This is a genomic window from Mesorhizobium sp. M0306 (assembly GCF_040321655.1).
In the GTDB taxonomy this organism is placed as follows: domain Bacteria; phylum Pseudomonadota; class Alphaproteobacteria; order Rhizobiales; family Rhizobiaceae; genus Mesorhizobium.
The window spans coordinates 134,015-159,292 of the sequence record NZ_JAMYRY010000012.1 but is presented as its reverse complement, the minus strand read 5'-3'; the positions used below and the strand labels follow the sequence as shown (position 1 = coordinate 159,292).

24 protein-coding genes and 1 pseudogene are annotated in these 25,278 nt (G+C 60.0%); 15 read left to right on the top strand and 10 right to left on the bottom strand.

All coding sequences use genetic code 11. The features are described 5' to 3' along the window. The 4 genes from scpB to NKI95_RS18640 form a co-directional block, all read right to left on the bottom strand. The coding region (scpB, locus tag NKI95_RS18655; protein WP_352718754.1) for an SMC-Scp complex subunit ScpB at window positions 1–544 on the bottom strand (544 nt) is incomplete at its 3' end. A gap of 2 nt (window positions 545–546) precedes the next feature. Then, window positions 547–1,506, bottom strand: coding sequence for a DUF1403 family protein (locus tag NKI95_RS18650; RefSeq protein WP_352718752.1), 960 nt, complete (start codon window positions 1,504–1,506; stop codon window positions 547–549). Between the two features lie 250 nt (window positions 1,507–1,756). Next, on the bottom strand, window positions 1,757–2,350 hold the full coding sequence (locus tag NKI95_RS18645) for a type II toxin-antitoxin system VapC family toxin (RefSeq protein ID WP_352718751.1): 594 nt from the start codon (window positions 2,348–2,350) through the stop codon (window positions 1,757–1,759). Beyond that, the gene (locus tag NKI95_RS18640; RefSeq protein ID WP_352508233.1) at window positions 2,340–2,636 is read right to left on the bottom strand and encodes a hypothetical protein; all 297 of its coding nucleotides are present in this window, start codon (window positions 2,634–2,636) and stop codon (window positions 2,340–2,342) included. The genes NKI95_RS18645 and NKI95_RS18640 overlap by 11 nt, the downstream gene beginning before the upstream one ends. Before the next feature lie 296 nt (window positions 2,637–2,932). Here NKI95_RS18640 and NKI95_RS18635 point away from each other — a divergent pair, with 296 nt between their 5' ends. The 5 genes from NKI95_RS18635 to repC all read left to right on the top strand — a co-directional run bounded on the left by NKI95_RS18635 (window position 2,933) and on the right by repC (window position 9,822). Beyond that, window positions 2,933–4,042, top strand: a complete 1,110-nt coding sequence (locus NKI95_RS18635; protein WP_352718749.1) for a site-specific integrase — start codon at window positions 2,933–2,935, stop codon at window positions 4,040–4,042. Between the two features lie 131 nt (window positions 4,043–4,173). After that, window positions 4,174–5,340 (top strand): ATP-binding protein, encoded by a 1,167-nt coding sequence (locus NKI95_RS18630; RefSeq protein ID WP_352718747.1) that lies wholly within the window; start codon window positions 4,174–4,176, stop codon window positions 5,338–5,340. A 714-nt stretch (window positions 5,341–6,054) separates the two neighbouring features. Continuing rightward, window positions 6,055–7,263 carry a plasmid partitioning protein RepA gene (gene repA / locus NKI95_RS18625; protein ID WP_023680872.1) on the top strand — a complete coding sequence of 403 codons (1,209 nt, stop codon included), beginning with the start codon at window positions 6,055–6,057 and terminating at the stop codon, window positions 7,261–7,263. Between the two features lie 73 nt (window positions 7,264–7,336). Beyond that, a complete protein-coding gene (gene repB, locus NKI95_RS18620) occupies window positions 7,337–8,323 on the top strand; it encodes a plasmid partitioning protein RepB (protein ID WP_352517308.1) in 987 nt (328 codons plus the stop codon). Window positions 8,324–8,478: 155 nt separating this feature from the next. Next, complete coding sequence (gene repC, locus NKI95_RS18615) at window positions 8,479–9,822, top strand: plasmid replication protein RepC (protein ID WP_352718745.1); 1,344 nt, start codon at window positions 8,479–8,481, stop codon at window positions 9,820–9,822. Between the two features lie 243 nt (window positions 9,823–10,065). On the opposite strand, the gene NKI95_RS18610 is transcribed toward repC, so the two are convergent. Together NKI95_RS18610 and NKI95_RS18605 are read right to left on the bottom strand one after the other, a co-directional pair. Further along, window positions 10,066–11,020, bottom strand: a protein-coding gene (locus NKI95_RS18610; RefSeq protein WP_502909193.1) for an IS630 family transposase whose coding sequence is annotated in 2 segments (ribosomal slippage) — window positions 10,066–10,666 and window positions 10,665–11,020 — 957 coding nt in all. Because the reading frame shifts where the segments join, the coding sequence is not laid out codon by codon here. A 153-nt stretch (window positions 11,021–11,173) separates the two neighbouring features. After that, window positions 11,174–12,106 (bottom strand): recombinase family protein, encoded by a 933-nt coding sequence (locus tag NKI95_RS18605; RefSeq protein WP_352718741.1) that lies wholly within the window; start codon window positions 12,104–12,106, stop codon window positions 11,174–11,176. Window positions 12,107–12,390: 284 nt separating this feature from the next. On the opposite strand from NKI95_RS18605, the gene NKI95_RS18600 reads away from it, so the two are divergent. From NKI95_RS18600 to NKI95_RS18580, 5 genes are all read left to right on the top strand, one after another. After that, window positions 12,391–13,509, top strand: coding sequence for an RHE_PE00001 family protein (locus tag NKI95_RS18600; protein WP_352718739.1), 1,119 nt, complete (start codon window positions 12,391–12,393; stop codon window positions 13,507–13,509). A 101-nt stretch (window positions 13,510–13,610) separates the two neighbouring features. Continuing rightward, window positions 13,611–14,294, top strand: a complete 684-nt coding sequence (locus NKI95_RS18595) for an XRE family transcriptional regulator (RefSeq protein ID WP_352718738.1) — start codon at window positions 13,611–13,613, stop codon at window positions 14,292–14,294. After that, a complete protein-coding gene (locus tag NKI95_RS18590) occupies window positions 14,295–14,903 on the top strand; it encodes an RES family NAD+ phosphorylase (RefSeq protein WP_352718737.1) in 609 nt (202 codons plus the stop codon). It abuts the gene before it with no gap. A 447-nt stretch (window positions 14,904–15,350) separates the two neighbouring features. Next, window positions 15,351–17,003: an anti-phage dCTP deaminase gene (locus NKI95_RS18585; protein WP_352718736.1), complete on the top strand. Its 1,653-nt coding sequence runs from the start codon at window positions 15,351–15,353 to the stop codon at window positions 17,001–17,003. 1 nt (window position 17,004) lies between these two features. Beyond that, the gene (locus tag NKI95_RS18580) at window positions 17,005–17,568 is read left to right on the top strand and encodes a hypothetical protein (protein WP_352502260.1); all 564 of its coding nucleotides are present in this window, start codon (window positions 17,005–17,007) and stop codon (window positions 17,566–17,568) included. 135 nt (window positions 17,569–17,703) lie between these two features. On the opposite strand, the gene NKI95_RS18575 is transcribed toward NKI95_RS18580, so the two are convergent. Together NKI95_RS18575 and NKI95_RS18570 are read right to left on the bottom strand one after the other, a co-directional pair. After that, on the bottom strand, window positions 17,704–18,849 hold the full coding sequence (locus NKI95_RS18575; RefSeq protein ID WP_352718734.1) for an ImmA/IrrE family metallo-endopeptidase: 1,146 nt from the start codon (window positions 18,847–18,849) through the stop codon (window positions 17,704–17,706). 2 nt (window positions 18,850–18,851) lie between these two features. Then, window positions 18,852–19,508, bottom strand: a complete 657-nt coding sequence (locus tag NKI95_RS18570; protein WP_352718732.1) for a hypothetical protein — start codon at window positions 19,506–19,508, stop codon at window positions 18,852–18,854. 286 nt (window positions 19,509–19,794) lie between these two features. Here NKI95_RS18570 and NKI95_RS18565 point away from each other — a divergent pair. Next, window positions 19,795–20,811, top strand: a pseudogene (locus tag NKI95_RS18565) (alpha/beta fold hydrolase). A 146-nt stretch (window positions 20,812–20,957) separates the two neighbouring features. On the opposite strand, the gene NKI95_RS18560 reads toward NKI95_RS18565, so the two are convergent. Both NKI95_RS18560 and NKI95_RS18555 read right to left on the bottom strand, forming a co-directional pair. Beyond that, window positions 20,958–21,899 carry an ImmA/IrrE family metallo-endopeptidase gene (locus tag NKI95_RS18560; RefSeq protein ID WP_352718730.1) on the bottom strand — a complete coding sequence of 314 codons (942 nt, stop codon included), beginning with the start codon at window positions 21,897–21,899 and terminating at the stop codon, window positions 20,958–20,960. Further along, window positions 21,886–22,281, bottom strand: coding sequence for a helix-turn-helix domain-containing protein (locus NKI95_RS18555; RefSeq protein WP_352718729.1), 396 nt, complete (start codon window positions 22,279–22,281; stop codon window positions 21,886–21,888). The genes NKI95_RS18560 and NKI95_RS18555 overlap by 14 nt, the downstream gene beginning before the upstream one ends. Before the next feature lie 161 nt (window positions 22,282–22,442). Here NKI95_RS18555 and NKI95_RS18550 point away from each other — a divergent pair, with 161 nt between their 5' ends. From NKI95_RS18550 to NKI95_RS34455, 4 genes are read left to right on the top strand one after another with little or no spacing between them, the layout of a single operon-like run. Then, window positions 22,443–22,784 carry a multiubiquitin domain-containing protein gene (locus tag NKI95_RS18550; RefSeq protein WP_352718727.1) on the top strand — a complete coding sequence of 114 codons (342 nt, stop codon included), beginning with the start codon at window positions 22,443–22,445 and terminating at the stop codon, window positions 22,782–22,784. A gap of 3 nt (window positions 22,785–22,787) precedes the next feature. Continuing rightward, a complete protein-coding gene (locus NKI95_RS18545; RefSeq protein WP_352718725.1) occupies window positions 22,788–23,201 on the top strand; it encodes an E2/UBC family protein in 414 nt (137 codons plus the stop codon). Continuing rightward, window positions 23,186–24,601 carry a ThiF family adenylyltransferase gene (locus NKI95_RS18540; RefSeq protein ID WP_352718724.1) on the top strand — a complete coding sequence of 472 codons (1,416 nt, stop codon included), beginning with the start codon at window positions 23,186–23,188 and terminating at the stop codon, window positions 24,599–24,601. The genes NKI95_RS18545 and NKI95_RS18540 overlap by 16 nt, the downstream gene beginning before the upstream one ends. Further along, window positions 24,598–24,948: a ubiquitination-like system serine protease family protein gene (locus tag NKI95_RS34455; RefSeq protein ID WP_502909191.1), complete on the top strand. Its 351-nt coding sequence runs from the start codon at window positions 24,598–24,600 to the stop codon at window positions 24,946–24,948. Before NKI95_RS18540 ends, NKI95_RS34455 begins: the two co-directional genes overlap by 4 nt. Window positions 24,949–25,278: the final 330 nt, after the last annotated feature.

Here is a 25,278-nt window from a genome sequence, read left to right as displayed (position 1 = left end):
AGAGAAAATTTTTGGTCGTCACATAGGTGTAGGGCGCGCCGGGCTGCGGCGAACGCGGTCCCGAGGCGATCAGCTCCTGCGCGCGTAGCACGCCGATCAGGTCGCGCGACACCTCCTTGCCGAAGAAGCTGGAGAGCTCGCCACGGGTGATCGGCTGGAAGTAGGCAATGCACATCAAAACCAGCGCTTCAGATTGTGACAATTCTTTCGACCCCTGCCCCGCGGGCGTGCCGAATGCACCGCGGATGACGTCGGCAAAGGCCTTTTTGGTCCGGTGCTGCCAGCCGCCGGCGACCGCGACCAGCTCATAGGGGCGGCCGGCGAGCTCGGCGCGGATGTCGTCGATGACCAGCTCGAGATTGCAGCTTTTGCCGACGACGCGCGCCAGCACCTCGCGCGGTACCGGTTCGCTGGCCGCAAAGACCACCGCTTCGACACGGCCCATCCATTCTCGCCAGCGCAGCTCCGGCGGCAGGTGGTCCAGTTCCGTGTCGAGCAACACAGGCTGTCCGTTCGGCTTGCGGCGGGCAGACGCTTCGCTCATCGCTAGAGTCCGAACAGCCGAAAAGTGGTGCGGCCGGAAAGCTCGCGCACGGCATCGAGTTGTTGCAGCCGCTCGAACAGGCGTCGCGCCGCAAAGCGGGACAGGTTTTTGGTCGTCAGCGAGCCCGAAACGGCGTCTTCGTTGAGGAGCGAAAAGATCGCGTCGCCGGCGCCCTTAGCGCGCAATTTTGGTGCGATGGCGATGAGCCTTTCGGCGCGACGCGACAAATCGGCGGCCAGCCGGCAGGCCGCCGCTGCCGCTGGAACCAGCGCGACGCAGACCGCGCGCTCAAAACTTTTTTCGCCGGGCCGGATGCGCTCGCCGCCGGGCTCGCGGCGAAAAGCCGGACCGAATGCCTGAGCCATCAGGAGCGGCAGCGGCCGCGGCCAGCGCAGACTTTTTGCCAGCACCAGGTCGGCCAGCCACCAGGCAAATAGCTCGCAGTCTGGTCGCATGGCAACCACGTGAGCGGCGATCGCCGCGGCGGTGAACGGCGCCGGCCGCTGCAATCCCGCCAGTTTTTCGATCTCCGTGGAGAGGTTGGCGAGCGCTGCGTCGTCCCAATGGATTCCGATCTGGTCGACGATCTTTTCGAGCCGGTCGTGAGTGTCGACCGACGGCTGCATGGCCAACTGCCGCCAAGCGCCAAGAACTGCGCCGGCGGGGCCGGTATCGGCGCCGGCCGGGCGCAGGTACCAAGCGTCGCGCAGCGCGGCCTCGTCTTCTGAGCGGCCGGCGAGCCGCATGCTGGCGGCGGCGCAGCGAAGCGCCAGCCGCTGGCGCCAGGCGTTGGACCACGAAGGCTCCGCCCTGGCGAGGCTGTCGAGCGAAGCCAACGCGGCGCCGGCCTGGAAGGCGGCGTCAGCATCGTTGAGAGCGCCGCTATGAGCGAGCGCCCAAGGCGGGACGATCGGCGGCGCGATGGGGGCGGGGCTGGTGGTCGCGGGATCGAGGCGAATCATGGTTTGGAGGGTAAAGTGCCCGTGCGCTTTGCGCCATGATCTTCGCGCCAAAACGCACAGCCTGTCGGATCAGCACAATGAACGATAATGTTGCATTATCGTTCGTTGTTTGTCCTTACGTTAGAAATGGCCGTTGTCGCCCGCGTTTCAACGGTCGCAGGAGAGTGTCAGCGACCCTTTTTGACGACTGGTAGTCATTAAAGGAGGGTTGGACGAACACGGTGCACGGGCATATCTGCCACAGACGCTTTCAACCCTGCGGGCGCAAGTCTGTCACCGGCCGGTAGAAGATCACACGCACCGACGGAACAAGCTGGTTGAGGTAATCGAAATCCCGAACATTGCCGGTCAGGACCGTCGCGCCCAGCAGACCGGCCTGGTGAAAGATCAGCGCATCGTTGAGGAAGCGGCGTTCATGCCCCTCCCCTTTCGGCAGACGGCTCAGCCGGAACAGCAGGCCGGCAAGCATGCCGGCGCGTCCCCAGGCGGTGGCGTCGGGTGCATGCAGCCGGTGCACTGGAATGTCTTCAATCGTGCCTGCAACCACTTTCAGGACCGACTTCGACGTGGGGTGCGCTGGGTCGAGCCGGCCGAACAGGTGGCTGAGCTCGGCAAGGCAGACGGCCGAGTGCTGACAGAGCCGATAGGTCAAAAGGTCATCGACCACTTTGGGCGTGCGGCCCTGAAGGACATCCAGATAGACGCTCGTGTCGAGAAGCAATGCACCGCCGACAGGCGGCTGGTCCCCTGCCCAGGACAGAGCGGAATCCGGCCGCCGTTCCAGCCCGCCGGCACGCCGCTGTAGTTTGAGGGAACGCAGTGCGCTCCCGAGATCAAACGCCAAGATCAATGTCTGCGGTGATGCTGCCCTTGCGGCGGACGAGCCGGGCGCCAAAATCGTCCTCGAGGGCCAGCCGCGACAAGGCGAGCTCCAGCAGCTCAGTGTCGGAGGTCACATGAGCGCGCTTCTTTGCCGCCTCGATCAATTCCGACGGCACCCTGCCGGAAAGGCGTGTGTTCTTGGCCGCGCCGAGAAGGCCGACCGCCCTCGCCTGCTCAAGCACCAGACGGTTCCGGGTGTGGGCGATCCGCTCCTCGCTTTCGGCTGCCGTTGCGCCACGTACGCTCATCCTGGATTCTCCTGTTGAACGAAACATAAGGGATGTTGAACATGAAGGCAAGGATCGGCACTGAGAAAGAGGGCCCTAGGAGGGTCAACACTGGATCGGACATGGTCCGTCGCCCGGTCATGCTATAGCAAGACCCAGCGTGTGGTCGTACGCGACCGGCGCAAATCTCGGGAGCTATTGGTCAAGCACCTCGCGGTGGACAATTGGGCGCTTTGGTCGCACGTTGGGGCTCTCAGAATCGCACCACTGTGACATTCAAATGATCGAGAGTTTCGATGGGCAGTCCCGGTAATTTCATGACGCCCATCGACGCGGTCGACACCAGCGACCTGCCTGACATTGGCGACGTCGTCATGGAAATCGGGCACCCGGATGAGGCTCCCTCCCCTCCCACGCAGGTCCTCGACTCGCGACAAGCATCACTGCCTGCGCATCTCGAAAAGCTGGCCGTCCGCGCGCGCGATTACGTCGAGGCGGCGAGTTCGGCAAACACCCGTCGCGCTTATGCCGCCGACTGGAAGCATTTTTGCGCCTGGTGCCGGCGCCAGGCGTTTGATCCGCTGCCGCCAGATCCACAAGTGGTCGGCCTCTACATCACGGCCCAGGCTTCGGGATCGGAGCGGGACAAAAAGTCGGTGTCGACGATCGAACGCCGCTTGTCGTCGCTGACCTGGAACTACGCGCAACGCGGCCAACCGCTCGACCGGAAGGACCGCCATATCGCCACCGTGCTCGCCGGCATCCGCAACAAACACGCCTCACCTCCCCGACAAAAGGAGGCGGTCCTGCGCGACGATCTTGTCGCCATGCTGGAAACGCTCGATCATGGCACGCTGCGTGGCCTGCGCGACCGCGCCATGCTGCTCTTGGGCTTCGCAGGCGGCTTGCGCCGCTCCGAAATCGTCGGCCTCGACCTTGGCCGCGATCAGACCGAGGATGGCCGCGGCTGGATCGAAGTTTTCCCGGACAAGGGCGTGCTGGTTACGCTGCGAGGCAAGACCGGCTGGCGCGAGGTCGAGATTGGCCGCGGCTCGTCCGATGCCACCTGCCCGGTCGTCGCCCTGCAGACATGGCTGAAGCTGGCCCGCATCGCGCATGGCCCCCTCTTCCGCCGCGTCACGGGGCAGGGCAAAGCTGTGGGGGCCGAGCGGCTCAACGATCAGGAGGTGGCGCGGCTGGTCAAACGCGCCGCGCTCGCTGCCGGCGTGCGCGGCGGCTTGTCGGAAGGCGAACGCGGCCAAAAGTTTTCCGGCCATTCGCTGCGCGCTGGCCTCGCCTCGTCGGCCGAGGTCGACGAGCGCTATGTGCAGAAGCAACTCGGCCACACAAGCGCTGAGATGACCCGCAGATATCAGCGGCGGCGCGACCGGTTTCGAATCAACCTCACCAAGGCGTCGGGATTATAGAGGACGAAGTCCCCTCCCCTGCCAATCTGGCATACCTCTCCCAAATTCGGGCGTTGCGTGCCAATAGGCTCAATGCTGATCAATTTCAGTCCGTCCTTGCAAATCAGGAATTGCACTCCATAATTGCGAGGATGATCAAGCGCCGCATCGAAACGCAACTCGCCGAACTGATAGACACTATCCCAGCCGTGGCACTGATTGGGCCGCGCCAGGTCGGCAAGACTACACTCGCGCTCGAAATAGCCGAGACACGGCCGTCGATCTATCTCGATCTCGAGTCCGATGCGGACAGAGCCAAGCTCGCGGAGCCGGAGCTCTACCTTGCCGAGCATGAGGGCGAGTTGGTGATCCTCGATGAGGTCCATCGGCTTCCAAACCTATTCCAGAATCTTCGTGGCTTGATTGACCGCGGTCGCCGCAGCGGCAAGAAGACAGGGCGCTTTCTGCTGCTGGGGTCCGCTTCCATCGATCTCCTCAGGCAGACTGGCGAGACGCTCGCTGGCCGCATTGCTTATCTTGAGATGCATCCGATTGACGGACTGGAGGTGCCGGCCGAACAGTTGAACCCCTTGTGGGTGCGCGGCGGCTTTCCCGACAGCCTTCTGGCGGCGAGCGACCGCGCCAGTCAGCGGTGGCGGCAGGACTTCATCCGCACCTACCTCGAGCGCGATATCCCGCTGCTCGGGCCTCGCATTCCGGCCGAAACGCTGCGCCGCTTCTGGACCATGCTGGCACATCATCAATCCGGCCTCCTCAACGCTGCCGACTTTGCCCGGGCCCTCGGAGTCGATGGCAAGACGATTGCCTCGTACCTCGACCTGCTAGTCGATCTGCTGCTGGTGCGAAGGCTCGAGCCGTGGAATGCAAATGTCGGAAAACGTCTGGTCAAGTCGCCGCGGGTTTACGTGCGCGACAGCGGCATTGCGCATACGCTGCTTGGACTGACAACCCTTGAGGACGTTCTCGCTCACCCCGTGGCCGGCGCCAGCTGGGAAGGTTTTGTTATTGAGACGTTGATTGCGGTCGCACCGCCCGGCACAGAAGCCAACTTCTATCGCACATCCGCTGGCGCCGAGATCGACCTCCTCTTGACCCCTCCAGGCAGCCGCCCATGGGCGATCGAGATCAAGCGCAGCCTGACGCCAAAAGTGGAGAAGGGCTTTCATCTGGCGTGCGAGGACGTAGATCCTATCCGTCGCCTCGTTGTCTATCCGGGAGCGGAGCGCTTTCCGCTGAAACATGAGGTCGAGGCAGTTCCACTTCATATCCTTGCGAAAACGCTGGTCCAACTTGGCTGATAGGCTCTTCGCCCGACTCTCTGTCCCTACTACCCGCCCCCCATCCGGCACACAGCGCCTTTACAGCATTTCACTCCGTCGCTGACCCGCTGAGGTCTTCTCAAAGCGTTAGTCGCGGCCTAGCCTGCGCCTCGATCCTCGCCCGAAACACTGCGATGAGCATTAGTCCGCCCAGACATTACTCGTTTCAGGCCCGTTCCGCGGATTTCTGAGAGAGCCGCTTTTGCTGTTGATCTGATTGCCCGGTGTGAGATGGCCGCGCCGGTTACTGCAGTCTTGTCGTGTCCCATGACCTCGATCGTGCAGGACAAAGCAATCGCCGAGGTCGAATTACTACTGCTCATCGTGGGTGACGAGTTCGGGCCGACTACTACGCGCATGTCATTGAAACAGGTCTTCATTCACACCGCCCGGCCTTGCTGACGTCTATTGCTAGGCGATGCCCAGCACGTGGCCCGGCCGAACTGGAAGCTCCTGCCCGGTGCAAAGGGCAATTTCAAAAGGGAGGTTTCTTGTCCGCTGACAAAATCGGCAAATTGCGTAGCGTATTCAATTCTTTGAATCAGATTATATTCGTTATGCCGCGCAGAATGCGAGCAGAGGGCATTAACCTCTTGTTAACTTAAAACTTCTTGCCGGTTCGAACGAATCGGACATAATGACGGTTGCTTGGCCACATTCCGCCAAAAATCGTTTTTAGAGAGTCTTGATCGAATGAACGTGAGTTCGCCCGTTCCCGCGAAAACCCCATTGCTGTTCGAGAAACGCATTCTCGAACAAGGGGATCAGATATCAAAGAAGCTGCACCTTCTCTCGATGCAGCGTTTTCCTCCCCACGCCAAGAAGAATTTGCGTTCTTTTTCGTTGGCGGAGGTGGCGACGTATCTCGGTGTTTCTCAGAGCCATCTAAAAAAACTACATCTAGAGGGCAAAGGCCCAGTACCTGAAACCTCGTCTTCTGGCAGACGATCCTACACGGCCGGGCAGATGATCGAGCTACGCCAATACCTTGACCAACACGGGCGCTCCGACGCCCGCATGTATGTTCCCCATCGTCGGTCGGGCGAGAAACTTCAAATCCTAGCTGTGGTTAATTTCAAGGGAGGTAGCGGCAAAACAACGACAGCAGCTCATCTCGCCCAGTATCTCGCTCTGACGGGACACCGTGTATTGGCTGTCGATCTTGATCCCCAGGCGTCGCTGTCTTCACTGCACGGGTTCCAGCCAGAACTCGACCAGACGAAATCGCTTTACGATGCGATCCGCTACGACGACGAGAAGGTTTCTCTCTCGGAAATCATCAGGCCAACAAATTTCCCGGGACTGGATATCGTCCCAGCAAACCTTGAGCTGCAAGAATTCGAATACGACACGCCTTTGGCGATGACGGACAGGACGTCTAACGTGGGAAAGGCGTTCTTCACGCGCATCTCGACGGCATTGGGTGAGGTCGACGCCCTATATGATGTCGTCGTTATCGATTGCCCACCGCAACTGGGCTATTTGACAATTACAGCGTTGACCGCGGCAACGTCAGTCTTGATAACGATCCATCCGCAGATGCTCGATGTCATGTCAATGGGCCAATTCCTGTTGATGCTCGGGAATATTCTGGAGCCAATCCGGGCAGCGGGTGCCGAGGTGAACCTGGAGTGGTATCGCTATCTTATAACGCGATACGAGCCGACGGATCAGCCGCAGGCGCAGATGGTAGCGTTCCTCCACACGCTTTTTGGTGAGTTCATCCTCAAGAACCAGATGCTGAAATCCACGGCGATTTCTGATGCGGGGATTACCAAGCAGAGCCTCTACGAAGTCGAAAAAAACGCGATGACTCGTTCCACATACGAGCGGGCAATGGATGCGCTCGATGTCGTAAACGGAGAAATCGCTACGTTGATACATAAAGCATGGGGGCGCTGACTTGTCCGCTGACAAAAACGGACTTTTGCGCTGTGCTTTCAACAGACTAGGTTGTATCCGGAGGTAGACTAAGATGGCACGTAAGAATCTTCTTTCCGGCCTCGCTGAGACGGAGGCAGACGACCAGCTGACATCTAGTTCAACTGCGGCCTATCCGATTCGCGGTGCTTCGAAATCCATGATCCGCTCCGTTAACGAATTGGCAAAGCAGGCGGATGCCTACCTTGAGGGTGAGCATGTAGTCGAACTCGACCCGGACGCTATTGACGGCTCGTTCGTTTCCGATCGCATGGATGACGACAGGGAACAATATCAGGAACTGCTGGAAGCGATTCAGCAGAGGGGGCAGGATTCCCCCATTCTTGTGCGCCCCCACCCGAGCATCGAAGGCCGCTTCATGATCGTCTTTGGGCATCGGCGCGTCCGGGTGGCCCGAGATCTCCGACGGAAGGTTAGGGCGGTCGTCAAGGAGATTGACGACAAGGCTCATGTCATTGCTCAGGGCCAGGAGAATTCTGCCAGAGCAAATCTAAGTTTTATCGAGAAGGCGATGTTCGCAAAGCGTCTCGAGGAGCTGAATTACGACAGAGATGTCATCTCGTCGGCATTGGCTGCGAACGCCGCCGCCGTCTCAAAAATGGTGTCGGTTGCTACACGGATCCCGCCATCAGTCATAGGTAAAATTGGATCAGCTCCATCTATAGGCCGCGAGCGGTGGGTTGAGCTATCCCTGCTCGTCGGCAAGAAATCGGACATAGTCGATGAAATCCTCTCCGAACCCGAATTCAGTGGGCTAGAGAGTAACCGACGCTTCGAGCAGTTGTTCATGGCCCTGAACGCAAAGGAAAAGCGCGTCCGCAAGGCCAGTGTGAAACCCGGGGTCCAATCGTGGGCTCCGGATGACAAGTCGGTTAGCGTCAGCGTTCAGAGAGCGGGGAAGGCCGTCACGATCGCCGTAAAGGAGACGGATGGCAGCCGCTTTGGAACTTGGATCTCCGACAATCTGCAGGGACTCTACGAGGCCTTTAGAAAGTCGGAGAAAGCAGCAACAGGAGACTGAAACCGCAAAAGAAAAAGGCCCCCGAACGTCGCCGTCGCGGAAGCCCTTCTCGTAGATCGCACTTCGAGAATCTCATTTCCGCGAATCACTGTCAAGAGACATAGCGTCGGTTTTCGGCGAGCGGATTTCTTTTGCCTTCTTGAAAGGTGAGGGAAATGGAGAGTGGATACGCAACGACGCCCTTTGGGGGGCGACCGATGACGCTTGGCATGATTTCAAGCCAAGTCACCGCAAGGGCCGTGCCTAAGGACGCGACCGTCCACAAATGGCATGTCTTCCAAGATATCAAGGACGCCAGGATCGCTCTGGGCGCCACTGATCGCGCTTTGGCTATTCTCGACGCGCTGTTGTCGTTCCATCCGGACACGGCGCTTTATGGCGACAGTGAACTGGTTGTATGGCCATCCAACGAGCAGCTGATCCGCCGCGCCAATGGCATGCCCCCAACGACCTTACGGCGACACCTGGCCGTTCTGGTCGAGTGTGGATTGATCATCCGTCGGGACAGCCCAAACGGCAAGCGCTTCGCCCGGAAAGGGCAGGCGGGCGAGATCGAGCAAGCCTATGGCTTTGACATCTCGCCGATCGTGGCGCGCGCTGAGGAGTTCAAGGATCTTGCGGATGCGGTCAGATCTGAGAAGAAGGCATTTCGTCTCGTTAAGGAGCGGCTAACCATATGCCGACGTGATATCGTCAAGATGATCGACACCGGCATTGAGGAAGGCGTGCCGGCGAACTGGGGCAGGGTTCAGCAGGCCTACCAGGCGATTGTTGGTCAGATACCACGCACTGCACCCAGGCAGACTCTCGAGGCGATTGCCGAAGAACTTGAAGGCCTTTGGGCTGAAGTGCGTGAAGCATTGGAATCATTTGTAAAAACACAGAAAGTGGACGCCAATGAGTCCCAAAATGGGCGCCACATACAGAATTCAAAACCAGACTCTAAATTTGAATCTGAAAGCGGCTTAGGAAATAAAGATGAAGCGGGCGGCAACGTTGCGGACACCGACAACGTACGCAGCCTACCGAAACGCGAACTGCCGCTAGGGATCGTGCTGGATGCCTGCCCGAACATGCTTTGGCTGGTGAAGGGCGGCGGCGGAATCCGCAACTGGCGTGAATTTCTGGCCGCGGCCGAGGTTGCCCGACCGTCCATGGGCGTCAGCCCGAGCGCCTGGGAGGAAGCGCGAACGGCAATGGGTGAGCAGCAGGCGGCGATTACCATTGCCGCGATCTACCAGCGGCAGGACCAGATCAACAGCGCCGGGGGCTATTTGCGCAGCCTGACAGATCGAGCAAAGGTCGGAAAGTTCTCGGTCTGGCCGATGGTGATGGCCTTGTTGCGGGCCAAGCTTGACGCGTCGAAGACGACCGGAACCGGAGCTGAAGCCGCTGCCGTCGATTTGGAGGCGGCAGGCAAGGTTGTGCGCACCGAATCCCGGCTGGAAATCAGCGATGCGTTGCGCCGCAGCCTCGGCAAGCCGGCGCGCGGATCATGATCAGCCGGCGGGTTTCGATCCGCACTAGGACATGGACGGTGGCTGCAGCGTTTGTCGGGACGAGCGTCTTATGAGAGCATCGAAGGCATGAAAAACGAACACGACCCGAAACCGACGCCCGATGAAACCGCCGGGATGGTGTGGTGGAATTCGCTTACCGAATCCGATCGTGCGGCTTGGCTGGCGCGGGCCGGCAGTGCCGTCCCCGCGGATGCCTGGGCAGTGTACTAGAGCGGCGGACTTTCATGTGAGTCCATACCCTGCGGCTGCGAAGTAATTTCTGCATTCTGTTGGAGAGAAGAGATTGCAGATATCGCCAATGGCCTGCCACAGGGCGTCGATGGTTCTGATGGCCTTTGCGCGCAGGTGCGCCTTGAGCTTGGCGAATGCCATTTCGATGGGATTGAGATCTGGGCTGTAGGGCGGCAGGAAGAGCAGCCATGCGCCTCTGGCCCGGATCGCTGCTTCGGCGGCCGGGCTCTTGTGGGCAGCGAGATTGTCGAGGATGACGACATCGCCCTTTGCCAGCGTCGGAGCGAGCTGCGTTTCGACATAGGTTTCGAAGGTGCGCCGGTTCATCGACGTGTCGATAACAAAAGGGGCCGTGAGCCCATGACAGCGCAACCCGGCGATGAAGGTCTGCGTCTTCCAATGCCCGAACGGTGCCTTTGAGCGCAGCCGTTGGCCCTTTAGGCAGCGGCCGCGCAGACCTGTCATCTTCGTAGTGGTTCCGGTTTCGTCGATGAACACCAGCCGATGTGGCTCAAGCCGCATCCGCGGCTGGCGCCTGGTCTGCCACTCCTGCCGCGCCTTGCTGACGTCGGGACGATCTTGCTCGCTGGCCAGCAGCGTTTTTTTTGAAGCGATAGCCATTCCTGATGAGCCAGCGCGAGATCGAGGCAGGAGCCACCTGGACGTCTGTAGCAGCGGCCAGCTCGGCGGCAAGCTCCGGCATGATGATGTCATCCTTCTCGGCCACACGGCCAAGCAGGAACGCACGATGCGGGTCGAGCTTGGAATGGCGGCGGCCACCGCTGGCCTTGGGCGCCAGGCTCTCGGTCTTTCGATAGTTCCTCATCAGGATCACGACAAACGAAACCGACACCCCAAAATGTGCCGCCGCCGCACGCCGCGAGTGGCCAGCCTCGACAAACCGCACAACACGTTCACGCAAATCGAGCGAATAGGGCTTGGGCATGGCAAATCACCTCCTACAGGAAGTGAATCATGAACCACGCCTCACTGGAATCCCTCGCGATTCAAACTGAACCTCCGACGCTCTAGCGGATCGGAGATCTTGAGCGTCAGCCACGGACCGTAAACTGAGGACTGTTCTGCAGCGGGATGACGGTCAGCTCGCGGGTAGTTCGGCGACGAGTCCAAGCCGGCGGGCTCGATCGAGCAGGTTCTTGACTGAGGAGGCAGACCATTTTGCGCTTCCTCGTGGGGTTCGCTCATGCAGACGCTCGAGCTGGCCAGCGATGTCGCGGAGCGACAGATCTGGGTTAGACTGCGAAATCCCTGCCACAAGAGTCATCAGGCGATCTTCGGGAGGCAGAGGAGACGCCCGCTTTAGCAGTGTGGATTCGGCCAGGTGCTCGCCGACGAGCCACCTCACTGCCCGCCGCAGTCGTTCAGGCGTCCACTCGAGGCCACGCTGCTTCAAGACTCGAGCGATGTCGTCCCAGTTATGGTCTGGTCGCATCCGGCGGACCGTCGGAAGCCACTGGTTCATAGTTGATTGTAGCCGTCGGCCATAGGCTGCCTTTTGCACCGCGGTCATCTTCGCCAGGGCTTCGGGCCTGCGCTCCCGGATGCCAGGATTACCTGGCAGGCGCCCCTTCGATCGCGCAGCGATGATGCCAGCCTTGGTCCGCTCCGAAATAAGCGCACGCTCGAGCTGGGCAACGGCACCGAGTACCTGTAGCGAAAACATGCCCTGTGCCGTCGACGTGTCGATTGGATCTCGCAGAGATCGGAAATGCGCGCCCTTCTCTGTCAGATCCTCGATCACCTGAAGAAGATGGCTGACCGAGCGCGCAAGGCGATCGAGACGCACAACGACCAGGACATCGCCGGCGCCGATGTCGCTCATCAACCGCAGTAGGGCAGGGCGAGCTCTCGACGCACCGGATCCATGTTCCTGAACGACGACGTCGCAGCCGGCCGATCGAAGCTCAATTTCCTGCGCTTCCGTCGCTTGTTCGTCCGTCGATACGCGCGCGTAGCCGATTTGCCGGCCCTTTGGTCGTCCGGAGCGTCGATCTTGCGCTTCACGGGCCATTTGCGGCGTCTCTCAGCATCGAAAAGCAGTGATTGTACAAACACCGAAGGTATCACCAAACGATCGTTTGTAAACGTCTCTAGTGGCCCTTTGCGTAGCTCCTGCGGCTTCGATGAGCCTGAAAATCAACGTTTTCTAGCCTCCTGACCGCCCCAGGGCGTGGTGCTGTACAGTCCCGATATGCGGTCATTATCGATAGTGATTTCTCGCCCTGAAGAAATACGATGTAAGTCCAGTGATACCCTCACTAGCTTGACCAATGCGAATCAGCCATCATGAAAACAATGACTTACACGCTCGACAAACTGCCCCTGGAAACCCTGATCGGGCCGGTTGCCCGCGCGACCGAGGTTTTGGTCCGCCTCGACGAGCGGGTCGCCCGTTCGCCGGTCCGCGACGGCTTTGTCGAGCGCCAGCATTTTGCCGACGCGGCTTCCGCACTCTGGCTCGAGGGCGAACTCGTCCACCTCGAGGACCTCGTGCTGCACGACGCCCACATGGACATCCGCACCCCGACCCACGAACTCACCCGGGCGCACGCGGTGCTGCGAACCCGCCGGCGGATTTTTGCGCAAAAGCCGGACTGGGCGCTCAGCCGCGATGGTTTTTTGGCGCTGACCGGTCGCGGCGGCGCCATGTCGGCGGCGGGCGAAAAAAGCCGGGACGGGGAGGGGGCTGGAACTGCCTCTGTGGAAGCCGACGATCGCGACGACGCTGAGGCCGATCTGCTGGCCGAAGAATTTGCCGAGATCGATGCCGTCCTGGCACGCTCATCGAAAATTCTCAGCGGCGCCGACGTGCCGGCGAAAGCGGCGCGCCCGGACGACCGGCCGCACCTGATCTATGATCTCGACTGGAATGAGGAAGAACGGCTGGCCGAATGGCACGCTGTGCTCGCGGAAACGCGGGGGCAACCAGTCGTCCTGCGCGCTGCGGTCCTGCTCGAAGCCTGGTCGGACATCGAGATGCTGCAGCATGCCACGTGGCTCGGGCCGCTGCTCGTGGCTGCACTGCTGCGACAGGAAGGACTCGCCGCCCACCATCTCGCTTGCATTCATCTCGGCGCGAAAAACATTCCGCGCGAGCGGCGGCGGGCGCGCAATCGTTCCGATCGGTTGCTGGCCTGCCTCGATGGAATCCACGACGCAGCGCTGGCTGGCCTGAAGGAGCATGACCGTCTCGTGCTGGCAAAAAGCCAGATGGAGCGGCGGCTCAAACAACGGCGAGTGAGCTCGAAACTCCCCGACCTGGTCGAGCTCGTCATGTCGCGGCCACTCGTCTCGGCGGGCATGATCCAGGAGCGGCTAAAGGTGACAAAACAGGGGGCGCTCAACCTGGTCGGCGAGCTTGGCCTGCGTGAGATGACGGGCAGGGGAAGGTTTCGGGCATGGGGGATTGTGTAGCCCGCAGTCGTTCGCCGTAAGCGTTCTGCACTTTACGAAGTTATCGAACTTGACGAACTTGCGATCTGTAACCATATTGGTGACAGCAGGAGGTTCTCATCATGGCCGCCCCAAAGCACAGCAATCATAGCGGCGCCGCGTCCCCTGCGGGAGTCGCCGCCCTGAGTTTCACAACGAAGCTTCCGGCACAGGCCCACTTCAAAAAGGTGCTGCTCGAACGCTATCAGGAAGCGATCGCACGCAGCCGCAAGATCGGCCACCGCGTATCGTTCCGGGTAGAGGTCGATCCGGCGGCCGATGCGCAGACGATCACGCCAGTAGAGGAACAGCCGATCGCTTCGGACGTGTTCCCCGTCGAGGACACGGGCAAGCCAGACGCCGAACTCGAGGCGGCTGTTGCCGCGGCGCGCGAACGTGGCCGCAAGCGCGTCGCCGAAATTGTCGCGGGTGAAGACATGCTGAGCGCGGAAGCCTTCGCCAAACTGCTCGGCATGTCGCGGGTAACGGTCAATGCCAAGCGGCAGAGCGGGCAGGTGCTCGGGATCGATGGCGCCAAACGCGGTTTCCGCTTTCCTGTGTGGCAACTCGACAAGCATGGCCGGCCGTTTGGGACATTGCCGGCGCTCCATGCCATGTTTGGCAACAGTGCATGGGCCGTCTATCGGTTTCTGGCGTCGCGCCACGGCGGGCTCGATGGGCGGACCGGTCTTCGAGCCCTTCAGCAAGGCGACGATGCCGCGGTGCTGGCCGCGGCCGAAGGTATGGCCAGGGGTGATTTCGACTGAATGCCCGGCGTTCCTCCTCCTCCCGATTTCGGGCGTGCAAAGCTCGAAATCGAGACCATATCGCCGGGACGGACATTCGGCCGGATCTACTGGAGCACCTATCCCGATCCGTTGGGATACGGGAAGTCGCCGGGCCGATTCAGCGATCCTCGACGCCGCGTTGACGCCAATCGGTTTGGCGTTCTTTACCTCGGTGATTCCCTGAAGGTGTGCTTCCTAGAGACCGTGCTCCGCGACCGCCGCGAAGGAATCCTTGATGATCTTCCAATAGAGGAGGTGGAGCTGACCCGACGGCGCTATGCGGAGCTCGCGACCACGACAGACCTACGCCTGGTCGACCTCAGAGGCGACAATGCCGTTCGGATGGGTGTGCCGACCGATGTCGTTCGGGCACAGCGCCAGAACCTGGCACGCCGGTGGTCACTGGCGTTTCACGAGCACCCATCTGAGCCCGACGGGATCATTTATCCCTCGCGCCTCAATGAGGCGACCAATCTTGCCATTTACGATCGCGCGGTACTGAAGCTTCAGCCGAAGCGTGTTGTGACGCTTCTTGGCGCGCCAGGGCTGGCCCAGGTTCTGGAGGATTTCAGGGTGGGGTTGGTGTGAAGATGCAGCTCGTATCCGTATCGCTTTGCGAAGGTCGCTGTAGCGCCAGAAGCGTCCATTAAGCCGGAGCAACGGAACGACCGGTGTGGGACCGTAAGCCGACCGACCGCTGTCGAGAGGCATTTGGCTGAAGCAGCCGTTCCTCTGGCGCCCTCTTTGCGCAGGGAGACTGCCAACCCGGGAGCTTTGCGGCACCCATCGCATTGACGATTGTCGACGACCTCCGCCGACGTAACGACTCGCTCTCCGAATGGTCCAGCTTTCCTGAGTTCCCACCCACATAGTCCAATATCTAGTCGTCCGAGTCCCTCAAGTGCGCAAGTGGTGCCCCAATCGGAGGTTCTTCGGGATTTCGTGGTTGTATCCAATGATATACGCGCTTAGCACTTTGCGGGTCCTTCGATATGGAAAGAATAAGCCGAATCGGGGATCGGGGGAGGTGCTGGCATGGCGAGATCGACGGTCGTCGCAAAGATTGAGCAGAAGGCTGGTCAGAAGCCGGATAGCAAGACCGTCTTGGCCGGGAGCCACTCGAAAGAGCTTTTCTTCGCCGTTGTCGGTCCAGTAGGGGCAGGCGCGTCGCAGGCGATCAAGGCACTGCAACGCGTTTGCAAGTCCGGCGGCTATGAAGTTGAGCTGATCAAGGCAAGTGACTTGATCCGAACCTGGGCACATGAGAACGGGCTCGCCTTCCCTGATGTCGGGCCCAAGACCTTGGAAGTGGTCACCGAGTTGCAGAACCTCGGTGACTCCATGCGCGAGCACGACATGGCAGAAGTCGCCAAGGCGGCGATGCGCGAAATTGCACAGCGACGTGCTGACCGCACCGGTCAGACGTACGTCAAGGGCGAGAAGGTCATTCCCGACAGCGTCAAGCGCGTCTATTTTGTCGATTCGATAAGGCACCCGGCCGAAATTCACCTGTTGCGCAGAACTTACGGCAACGCATTCGGGCTGATCGGTGTCGTTTGCGAGGAGGGCGTGCGTCGCGCACGAATCCTCGAGAAATACTTCCGCGGGCCGGAGAAGGGGCTGCCCGAAACACAGAACGCCGTCGACCGTTTCATGGATCGCGACTCGGACGACTCCAGCCGCAAGCATGGCCAGCATGTGACCGAGGCGTTCTACGAGGCGGATTTCTTTATCGACAATACCCGTGATGACCCGAACGGCACCAAGAACCTGCTCGACACCGACTTGAGCAGGTTCGTTAGCATCATCGCGCATGATCGTGTGGAGCGGCCCACCATAGAGGAAACCGCGATGCACCATGCCCACTCCGCCCGCGTGCGCAGCGCCTGTCTATCCCGGCAGGTGGGAGCGGCATTGGTCGACGCCGATGGAACCGTCGTCGCGACCGGAACGAACGAAGTGCCGGCGGCGGGAGGCGGCGTCTATGGCGAACGCTTCGCAACGTCGAGCAGAGGCATTGACGATCATCGTTGTGCTTTTCGCGCCGAGGCGTATTGCAGCAGCAATCGCGAGCAAAACGACATCATCGACAACTTGATCGAGGTCCTTCCGGAGCTGAAGCAGGTCACGGACAGGATCGGCCTGGCTGCGCGCATCCGGAAGACTCGGCTGGGCGGCCTTATCGAGTTCAGTCGTGCGGTCCATGCCGAAATGGATGCGTTGCTGTCGGCTGGGCGCGAAGGTGTTTCGACCGTCGGTACCCGCCTCTTCGTCACGACATATCCGTGCCACTATTGCGCCAGGCACATTGTCAGTGCCGGCGTGTACGAAGTTCAGTTCATCGAGCCGTACCCCAAGAGCCTGGCCACAAAGCTGCATAGCGATTCCATCGAGGTGACCCCATCCGAGTGGATACCGCCGGTCGCAAAGAGCATCAGTGCCGCGCGGTCACAGCTGCGTACCGCCTCGGACGTCGATAAGGACGACGTTAAGCTCAACGAGCCTAAAGTGCTTTTCAGACCGTTCGTAGGAGTCGCACCGCGGATGTACGTCCGGGCATTCGAGAAGACGTGGCAACTCAAGAATAAGACAAGCGGAGAATTTGAGATGCGGGCACCAGATTGGGGTAGCGAATGGGCCACCTTGACGGTAGGCTATCCGGAACTCGAAGCAGCCTTGGCGAAATAGCGTGGCGAAACCGCAACTCACACTCGTCGAGAATACCGGAAGCTGGCATGGCCGTGTCGATGGTCGCGTAGTCGCGCAGATGCCTGAGGTTGCCACCCGTAATACTACTGTCCAGAGCTTACCACGCGCCGATCAGCTTGATCTGTTCGACGCGCCCGCTCTTCCCGATTTGCGCGTTTTCGTCGTTGCCATGGATACTGTGCATGGCCGGACGCTCCAGAAGGCCGTGCTGTCTAACAAGCCCAGGTCGGTGATCGATCTGCGATACGCGGCCCGTTTTGACCAATACGGATCCGACAGGGACACATTGTTCGCCTATTTCAAGTCGGTCGGCTCTTACTACGCCCTGGACTCGATGCCTTGGCACGACCTTTCGGTCCGCGACTTCATGACGGAGGGCGGTGTTCAGGTCCCCAGAGTTCATCATGAGTTGGTCGAGCTCAATAGAGGGGCAGTGATGTTCTTCGTTCCGAAGCCACAGCACGCCAGCATGCTCATTGCGTATCTGAACCGGATGCTCTCGGCCAAAGCCAAGACAAGCTGGCGAATCGAGCAGATCGGCTGACTTTAGAGGGAGTGTCCGCCTCGAATGCTGCCCCCGGCTTCCGAGTTCGTATCGCGCTGCCTCTTCTGCCTCATACCGGGCAGGAAAGCATCGCTCAGCGAAATCATACAGTAAAGCCAATACGGGAAACGGCATCTACAAAAGCTTAGCTGTACCCAGTGGTACAACATTGTCAGGTAGCGTCGGCATGCGCTCGCCGGTAAGTCGGGCAAATAGCTCGGGGGCCATGCCAAGATTGGCAAGCAGACGGTGCAGGACAATTGCGTCACGGTTGGAAACCCAGCTGATGGCCGCGCGCAGCAGCTCCGGCTCCTCGACCGCAACCCGTTCGTCGTAGCGTTCCGCCTTAGCTTGCCCGGTCTTTACCAACTGTATGTTGGCGGTGCGATATTGCGCAGCGTCGATCAGGCCCAGATCAAACGCGCGGCGGGCAATGGCTCGCACCGAAACCTTCCAACGAAGCTTCATGGTAAACAGTGCATTCCAATCGAGAGTCCGCCGACTTCGGGGAAATTCACGCGCGAAGGCGATGCGCGGGATCAGAAAGGCGCCGGCGAACCGGTGCGCTTCCCCTTCAGTGACGCTGTCGCCGGTCACGATACCTTGGTGCATAATCAGGTGAGCTGTTTCGTGTGCGAGGTCGAAGCGCAAGCGGGCACCCGCAACTTTCGCGGTTGAGCGAACGATGATAGGTCGGCGCCGAGCCATAGATAGCGCATCGATGCGGTCAGTGAGATCGTCGAAGTGGACCACCACCGCACCCGCATTCTCCACAACCCGCATCATACTGGTGATTGGACCATCGAGGCCCAAGCCCCAGTGCTGTCGAGCATTCTCGGCGATGCGCTCAATCGCGTCAGGCGAAGCGGGGCGCGCCTCCTCTGGAAAGTCGACGATCGGCATGCGCACTTGGCCCTCGATCGCATCAACCAGGGCTTCCAAAGCTGTCCCCCGGGCCACCGCCTGCGAAATCAGCGCTCGTGGGGCGCTCGCCAGCCGACGGAAGTGGCAGTCTTCTTCACGGACGGGGTTTGTCCCCGGCGTTGCAAAGAACGTAGACGTCACCGCAAGCGCGGCTGCCAAAGCATCACGCATCTCGTCGGTTGGTTCCTTGGCACCCGTTTCAAGCTGATGAACAAACTGTCGGCTAGCGGCCACGAGCCCGCCCAACTCATCAAGCGACAGCCCTGCGAGCAGTCGCGCCAGTCGGAGCTTGTCGCCGTAAAAGAAATGTGCTCGATCCGCCGGGCCTTGGCTCGGCCGGCTTCCCTTCGTTGTCACGCTTACGCCCCGTCGGAAGAAGAGGCGATATCGTCGCCGCGCTCGTCCTCCCTATGATCGCCGACAGACGGCGATGAAAGTTCAATACCCTCAGGCCGCGTGTCGTCGAGCAGCACGATCAAAGGCTCTGCCTCAGCAAGGGGCAACGGCCACACGACTTCGGGCTGGTCGTTCCGCAGTGCGACAAAGCTGGCACCCAGCAGCGCGCCGTCTACGTCGGTCGTCACGCCAATGCGGAACAGCATTCCGGCGGTTGGGATGCCCGGCTCCAGGTCGAGCAACAGCTGCTCTAACGGAGTCGCGACCGAGATCTTTGCGGTCGGCTCAGCTGGATCACCGCGCCAGAAGCGCATCGGAACGCCGCCGATACTGAACTGGAAATGCTTGCCGGGATCAATCACTCCCAGCCACTCAAAACCCAGTGTTCCCGCAGCTCGCGCGATCTGGAAGCAGCCATAGTTGTAGGCGCAGACTCCCAAGGTCCAATTATCGTCGCCGATTGCGGGATCAAAGCGATCGACAGCACTGCCACGACCCAGCGCGAGCAGCTGTGCAACCTTGACCAGCCGTTCTACGGTCAACTCGGGGTGATAGTCCCAAGGCAGCATTGTCATTCCCCCTTTTTCCGAATCGGGCAGTTTTAAGATTCTGTCAACCATCTGGATTATTGTCAACCAGTGCGTGAGACGAGCCTCAATCTACGCTTAGCAAGGTGGGAAAATACGAAACCACCCAGTCGATCGCCGATGTGACCGGCAGCCCGCCTGTTGCCCACTACACGTATGACCCAAAGAGATTTGGTGGGTTCGTGTTTCCCACGCGAAGGCGCGTCCTTCTGCATGATGCCAACGGGCGTTGCAAACCAGGGATTCGTGCCAATCACAATCGACGTCACCGATGTGACGATCGACCGGGCATGATCCGGTGAACGGCGAGGATTGATCAATGGACATTACCAGGGCGTCCGAAACAATCGACCACCGTCGCCGCAATTTCTTCGGCACGGCAGCAGCCACGGTAGCTGCCGCGCAATTGATCTCGATGGGTACGACAGACGCCTGCAGCAAGGTCGCCCCGTCTGGGACAGATCGATGCCGGCCTGCTGAACATCGGTTATGCCGAGGACGGGCCTGCCGACGATCCGGCCGTCTTGCTGCTCCATGGCTGGCCGTATGACATCCACACTTATGTTGATGTCGCGCCATTGTTGGCGTCGGCCGGTTACCGCGTGATCGTCCCCTACTTTCGCGGCTATGGTACCACGCGCTTTCTGTCATCTGCGACACTTCGGAATGGCCAGCAAGCGGCTCTCGCCGCCGACGTCATAGCCCTGATGGATTCGCTGAAGATTCCGACGGCGATTTTCGGTGGTTGTGATTGGGGAGCGCGGACGGCGAACATCGTTGCGTCGCTCTGGCCGGAACGTTGCAAGGCACTTGTCTCCGTCAGCGGCTATTTGATCGGCAGCCGTGAATCCAACAGGATGCCGTTGCCACCCAATGCTGAACTTGCCTGGTGGTATCAATATTACTTTGCCACCGAACGTGGGCAGGCTGGATATGAAAGAATCGGCACGATTTTGCAAAACAGATCTGGCAGATTGCATCGCCGCGTTGGGACTTCGACGAAGCCACATTCAATCGCACGGCGGCAGCCTTCGATAATCCGGACCATGTCGCCATTGTGATCCACAACTATCGCTGGCGTCTTGGCATCGCTGAGGGCGAGCCGGAATATGACGAGCTGGAAAATCGGCTCGCCGCGGGCCGGTGATCACTGTGCCCACCATCACCCTCGAAGGTGATGCCAATGGCGCCCCGCACCCGGAGCCTGGGTTCCTACTCCAAGAAATTCTCGGGCAGATATGAGCACCGGACCATCAACGACGGCATCGGACACAATCTGCCTCAGGAAGCCCCAACGATCTTCGCCAAGGCGGACATCGACGTCGACGCCTTCTGAACGACCGACCGGCCTGGTCAGGAGTTGGTGACAAGTCTCTCGTGACTGCATCGCTTCGAAACAGGCGTCATTGCTGGCGCACGGAACAAGAGGACAAACGACCATGCCCCAGACAACTGGGCCACCTTGGCTGCTGCCGATGCCGCTTAAACGACCGCCACCCTCTTAAATCCTGGCGGCAGGATAATGGTCGAAGCGGTCAGCGCCTTAACGGGATAGAGGAGGATTAGCACATTGTGCTGGGTATCGAACGCCTCAGCGAAGCACTCGTGCGAAGCTCCATTCTTATCTGTGATCGACAAGGAAACAGGACGCGTCATCTTACGGCCGATCGGCAGTACCGAGCCCAAGGTATGGTTCAAGGTAACGACTGTATCTGACGGCCGCCCAAACTGCGCGATGTAGGAAGGGGAAGGCTCGATGCGGCGGACTTTGGCTTCAGCACCGTGCCCAGCAACGAACTCGATGGGCTCCAGAATATAAACAACGCACGCCCGATGATTGGTGCGGGCAAATTCCCGCGTCGACGCGTAGACTGATGCCCCGAATTTTTTCGCAAGCTTAATTGGGGTCTTGATTTCGAACGCGCAGTCGGCGGCATGCCGTCCGAAGGCGTCACCTTTGAAAAGCGCGTAACGCGCGAAGTTGTTTGCCTCGCGCTCGAATTGGTCGGCGATGTCAGGAGCGAGCGTCTTCTCGCAATCTTGAAAGAAGCGAAAGAGCTTGCGGTGCGTTGGCAGGTCGTGATGCGCGGTTTCGTGAAGCGTCAGGAAGGTCTGTTTTGATTTCGCGACCTTGTCATCAATATGGATGAGGCTTTCCCCGGCGTCGTAAAGGCCAAAGACCTTGGCGACCGCAGACTTGATACGCGCGCTCGCGTCAGCCGTTTTACCTTTGAGATAGGCGATGATTGCGGCAGCATCAAACATGCTGGTCGGTGCAATCCTTACCTGGGCGGCGGCAAGAATGTCTTTGAGCGGAACGGGAAAACGATCCCACGCGTCGGCGCGGTCGAGGAGCTTGCGTGCGCGCTCCTCGACCGCCCGAAGATCATCCGGGTCGAGGCTGCTGTCGTCAGGTCTTGTCACCCGGTCGCTTCCTGCTTCGCATGAATTGAAGGAACTGCATCATCTCGGCTTCTTCCTCCGCCGTGAGATTATGCTCGGCAAAAGTCGCGATCCGACCGTGCCTGTCGGTGTCGGCGCGCGCCGTCGGCGATGTAAGGTACCCCGCCATCTCCATCAGTTTTTCGAAATTGATGGCATAGAGCTCGGCGAGCGCATGTAAAATGTTAGGCGACGGCTTTTGAATTTTGTCGTTTTCGATCTGGCTCAAGTAGGCATTCGATACCTGCTTGCTCGTGGCCTCTTCGACCTCACGCAGAGTCATTTTGCGGTCTGTGCGAATCGAGGCGAGATACTGTCCTAGGGTTGGCTTCACGGTACTCCTCTCGTCGGTACGGGCTAGCATGTTGGCGTCCTCCTACAACGCGTTGTTTCTCCTTAGATTCTAGCGCTTGCCGCTCGCACCGTCAAGCTTGCAAAGAGCTTGCTTGATATTCTTAGCATGCTATGCCATATTGATGTGGAGGTAGCCGCTGTGGCTCGCCCGTTCCCAAGGAGGGAAAATCAATGACCGATCATATTGATATGAAGGAGGGCGACTCCGGTGTGGAGGAAGTCCTTGATGAAATTGTCGATCTCGAAGAGTACGCGAAGCTTGGCAAGCGTCCGCCGCTGGCCAAAGGCTACCGCATCCGCGTGAATGGCGAGGCGTTCGTGGTGCACGATCCTAAGCCAACCGGCCGCGCAATCCTGACGCTCGCTGGCCTGATCCCCGCTGAAAACTACACGCTGCGGGTCAAGATGGCCGGGGAGAAGCCTCGCAAGGTCGGGCTCGACGAAACGGTCGACCTGCGTCACCCCGGCGTCGAGAAGTTCAAGGCGCTGCCCCGCGACCAGACGGAGGGCTGACCGATGCCCCCCCGTCGCCAGTTCGACCTGCTCCCCATCGACCGCGAATTCCTGGACGAGTACGGGCTGACGTGGGAAACGATCGTGGACGGCTCCCAGTGGGTGCTGATCCACGATCTTCCGACGCCGCATGGCTACAACCATGCGCGCGTCATCGCGGCAGTACGCATCGAGACAGGCTACCCGAACACCGAACTCAACATGGTGTATTTCTTCCCGGCTCTCGCGCGGATTGACGGCAAGCCGATCGGCGCGACGCAGGCGCAGCAGGAACTCGATGGGAGGTCCTATCAGCGTTGGTCTCGTCACCGCACCGGCGCGAATCCCTGGAAGATCGGGCGTGACCATCTCGGCACACACGTCATCCTGATCGAAGACTGGCTCGAGCGGGAGTTCGAAAAATGCCCGCTCGCATAACCCTGGCGCTGTCGGGCGACCAACACGAACACCTGATGAGTTTCCTGTTTCCGGGCGACGGCAAGGAGGCAGTTGCTATTCTGCTTTGCGGACGCCGCGATGGCGAGCGCTGCCATCGCCTTGTCGTCCGGGAAATCCACGGCATCCCCTATGAGGACTGCGCCGAGCGCACACCCTCGCGCGTTACGTGGCCGCCAGACTACATCGCGCCGATGCTGGACCGGGCCACGGCCGAAGGTCTTTCAGTGGTCAAGATTCACAGCCATCCGACCGGCTATGGCGCGTTCTCCGCAACCGACGACGCAGGCGATGCGCGCCTCTTGCCGATGATCCGCGGATGGGTCGAAGCCGATATCCTTCACGGCAGCGCTGTCATGCTCCCTTACGGCCAAATGTTCGGGCGTGTCATGCTGGATGACGGCCGCTTAGCGTCGATCGACTGCATTTCTGTTGCTGGCGACGATCTGCTTTTCTGGTACGCGGACGCTGGAAGTGTCGCATTGCCGAACTTCGTCGCGTCCCACGCGCAAGCTTTTGACGAAGGGACAATCCAGCGGCTCCGCCGCCTGTCCTTTGCCGTGGTCGGGGCCTCCGGCACCGGCAGCCCGACTATTGAGCAACTTGTCCGCCTGGGCGCCGCCGAGATCGTCATTGTTGACGACGATCACATGGAAGACCGCAACGTCAACCGTATCCTGAACTCAACGATGCAGGACGTGAAAGACCGCCGGACGAAAGTCGACGTGCTCGCCGATGCCGCAGAACGGATCGGCCTGGGAACCCGCATAATCCGCGTTAACAAGAATCTCTGGCATCCCGATGTGATCCGGGAAGTCGCGCAATGCGACGTCATATTTGGTTGCATGGACACCGTAGATGGCCGCTACCTCCTGAACGCGCTCGCCTCGTATTATTCGATCCCGTATTTCGACATTGGCGTACGCCTCGATGCCGTCAGGGACGGTGCTGGCAAAGGCCGCATCCGCGAGGTCTGCGGCACCGTCAATTATCTCCGACCCGGCCGCGCCAGTCTTGTGAGCCGGGGCTTGTTCACGATGAGCGAAGTGGCTGCCGCTGGATTGCGTCGCAACGATCCGAACGCTCACGAGCGCCAGGTCGAGGACGGATATATTAAGGGCGTTGCTACGCACCGCCCTGCCGTCATCAGCGTGAACATGTTTGCGTCAGCACTTGCGGTAGATGAGTTCCTCGCGCGTCTTCACCCGTTCCGGGAGGAGCCGAATGCGAATTACGCGAGCGTAACTTTCAGTCTCGCCAGCATGGAGCTGATCTGCGACCCTGAAGAAGGTATCTGCGATATTCTGGGTGGCACCGTCGGCTTCGGCGACACGACCCCGTTGCTTGGCCTCATGGAAATGGCCGAGAGGCGTGCGTCGTGAACTGGCTCAGCTCATTACTGCGGCGGACGCGAGCCCGCCTCGATCGGTGGCTCCATCGGCCGTACCGCACTCTGATCGTCCAGGAATCTCTCCCTCGGAAACTCAAGCGCAAGATAGTCTACGTCGTCGAGGAGGACGGATTTGAGGAGCAAGCAGCGATGCTTTGCCCCTGCGGTTGCCGCCGGGTGCTGCATATGAACTTGCTAGCCGACGAACGCCCATGCTGGCGTCTGACGCGGCATGATGACGGGACCACTACGCTGCACCCCTCCGTCTGGAGAAAGACGGACTGCGGATCGCATTTCTGGTTTCGACGCGGTCGGGTCGAGTGGTGTCGCCCACAGTGATGGTAGTGCAGCACGGGACACGTCCTGTTTCGCTAACCGATTAAACTCGGAGGAGCCACAAACGAGCCACAGAGCGAAAAAGACTGAATCAGACAATGGCGGATTTCTGCGGGTTTCAATTTCGCTTGAAAACACTCGATAATCGTCTCGAATTTGAAAGAAATGAGGTTCTAACCCGTTGATTTAAAAGGTGGAGCGGGTGAAGGGAATCGAACCCTCATAGCCAGCTTGGAAGTCTGGATATTGGGTGCCTCTCTTATGCAGCAAAATCCGAGAGATCTCGCCGTCTCGTGACACTGTATAGTGTTCAATTGTATGGCAGTGATATCG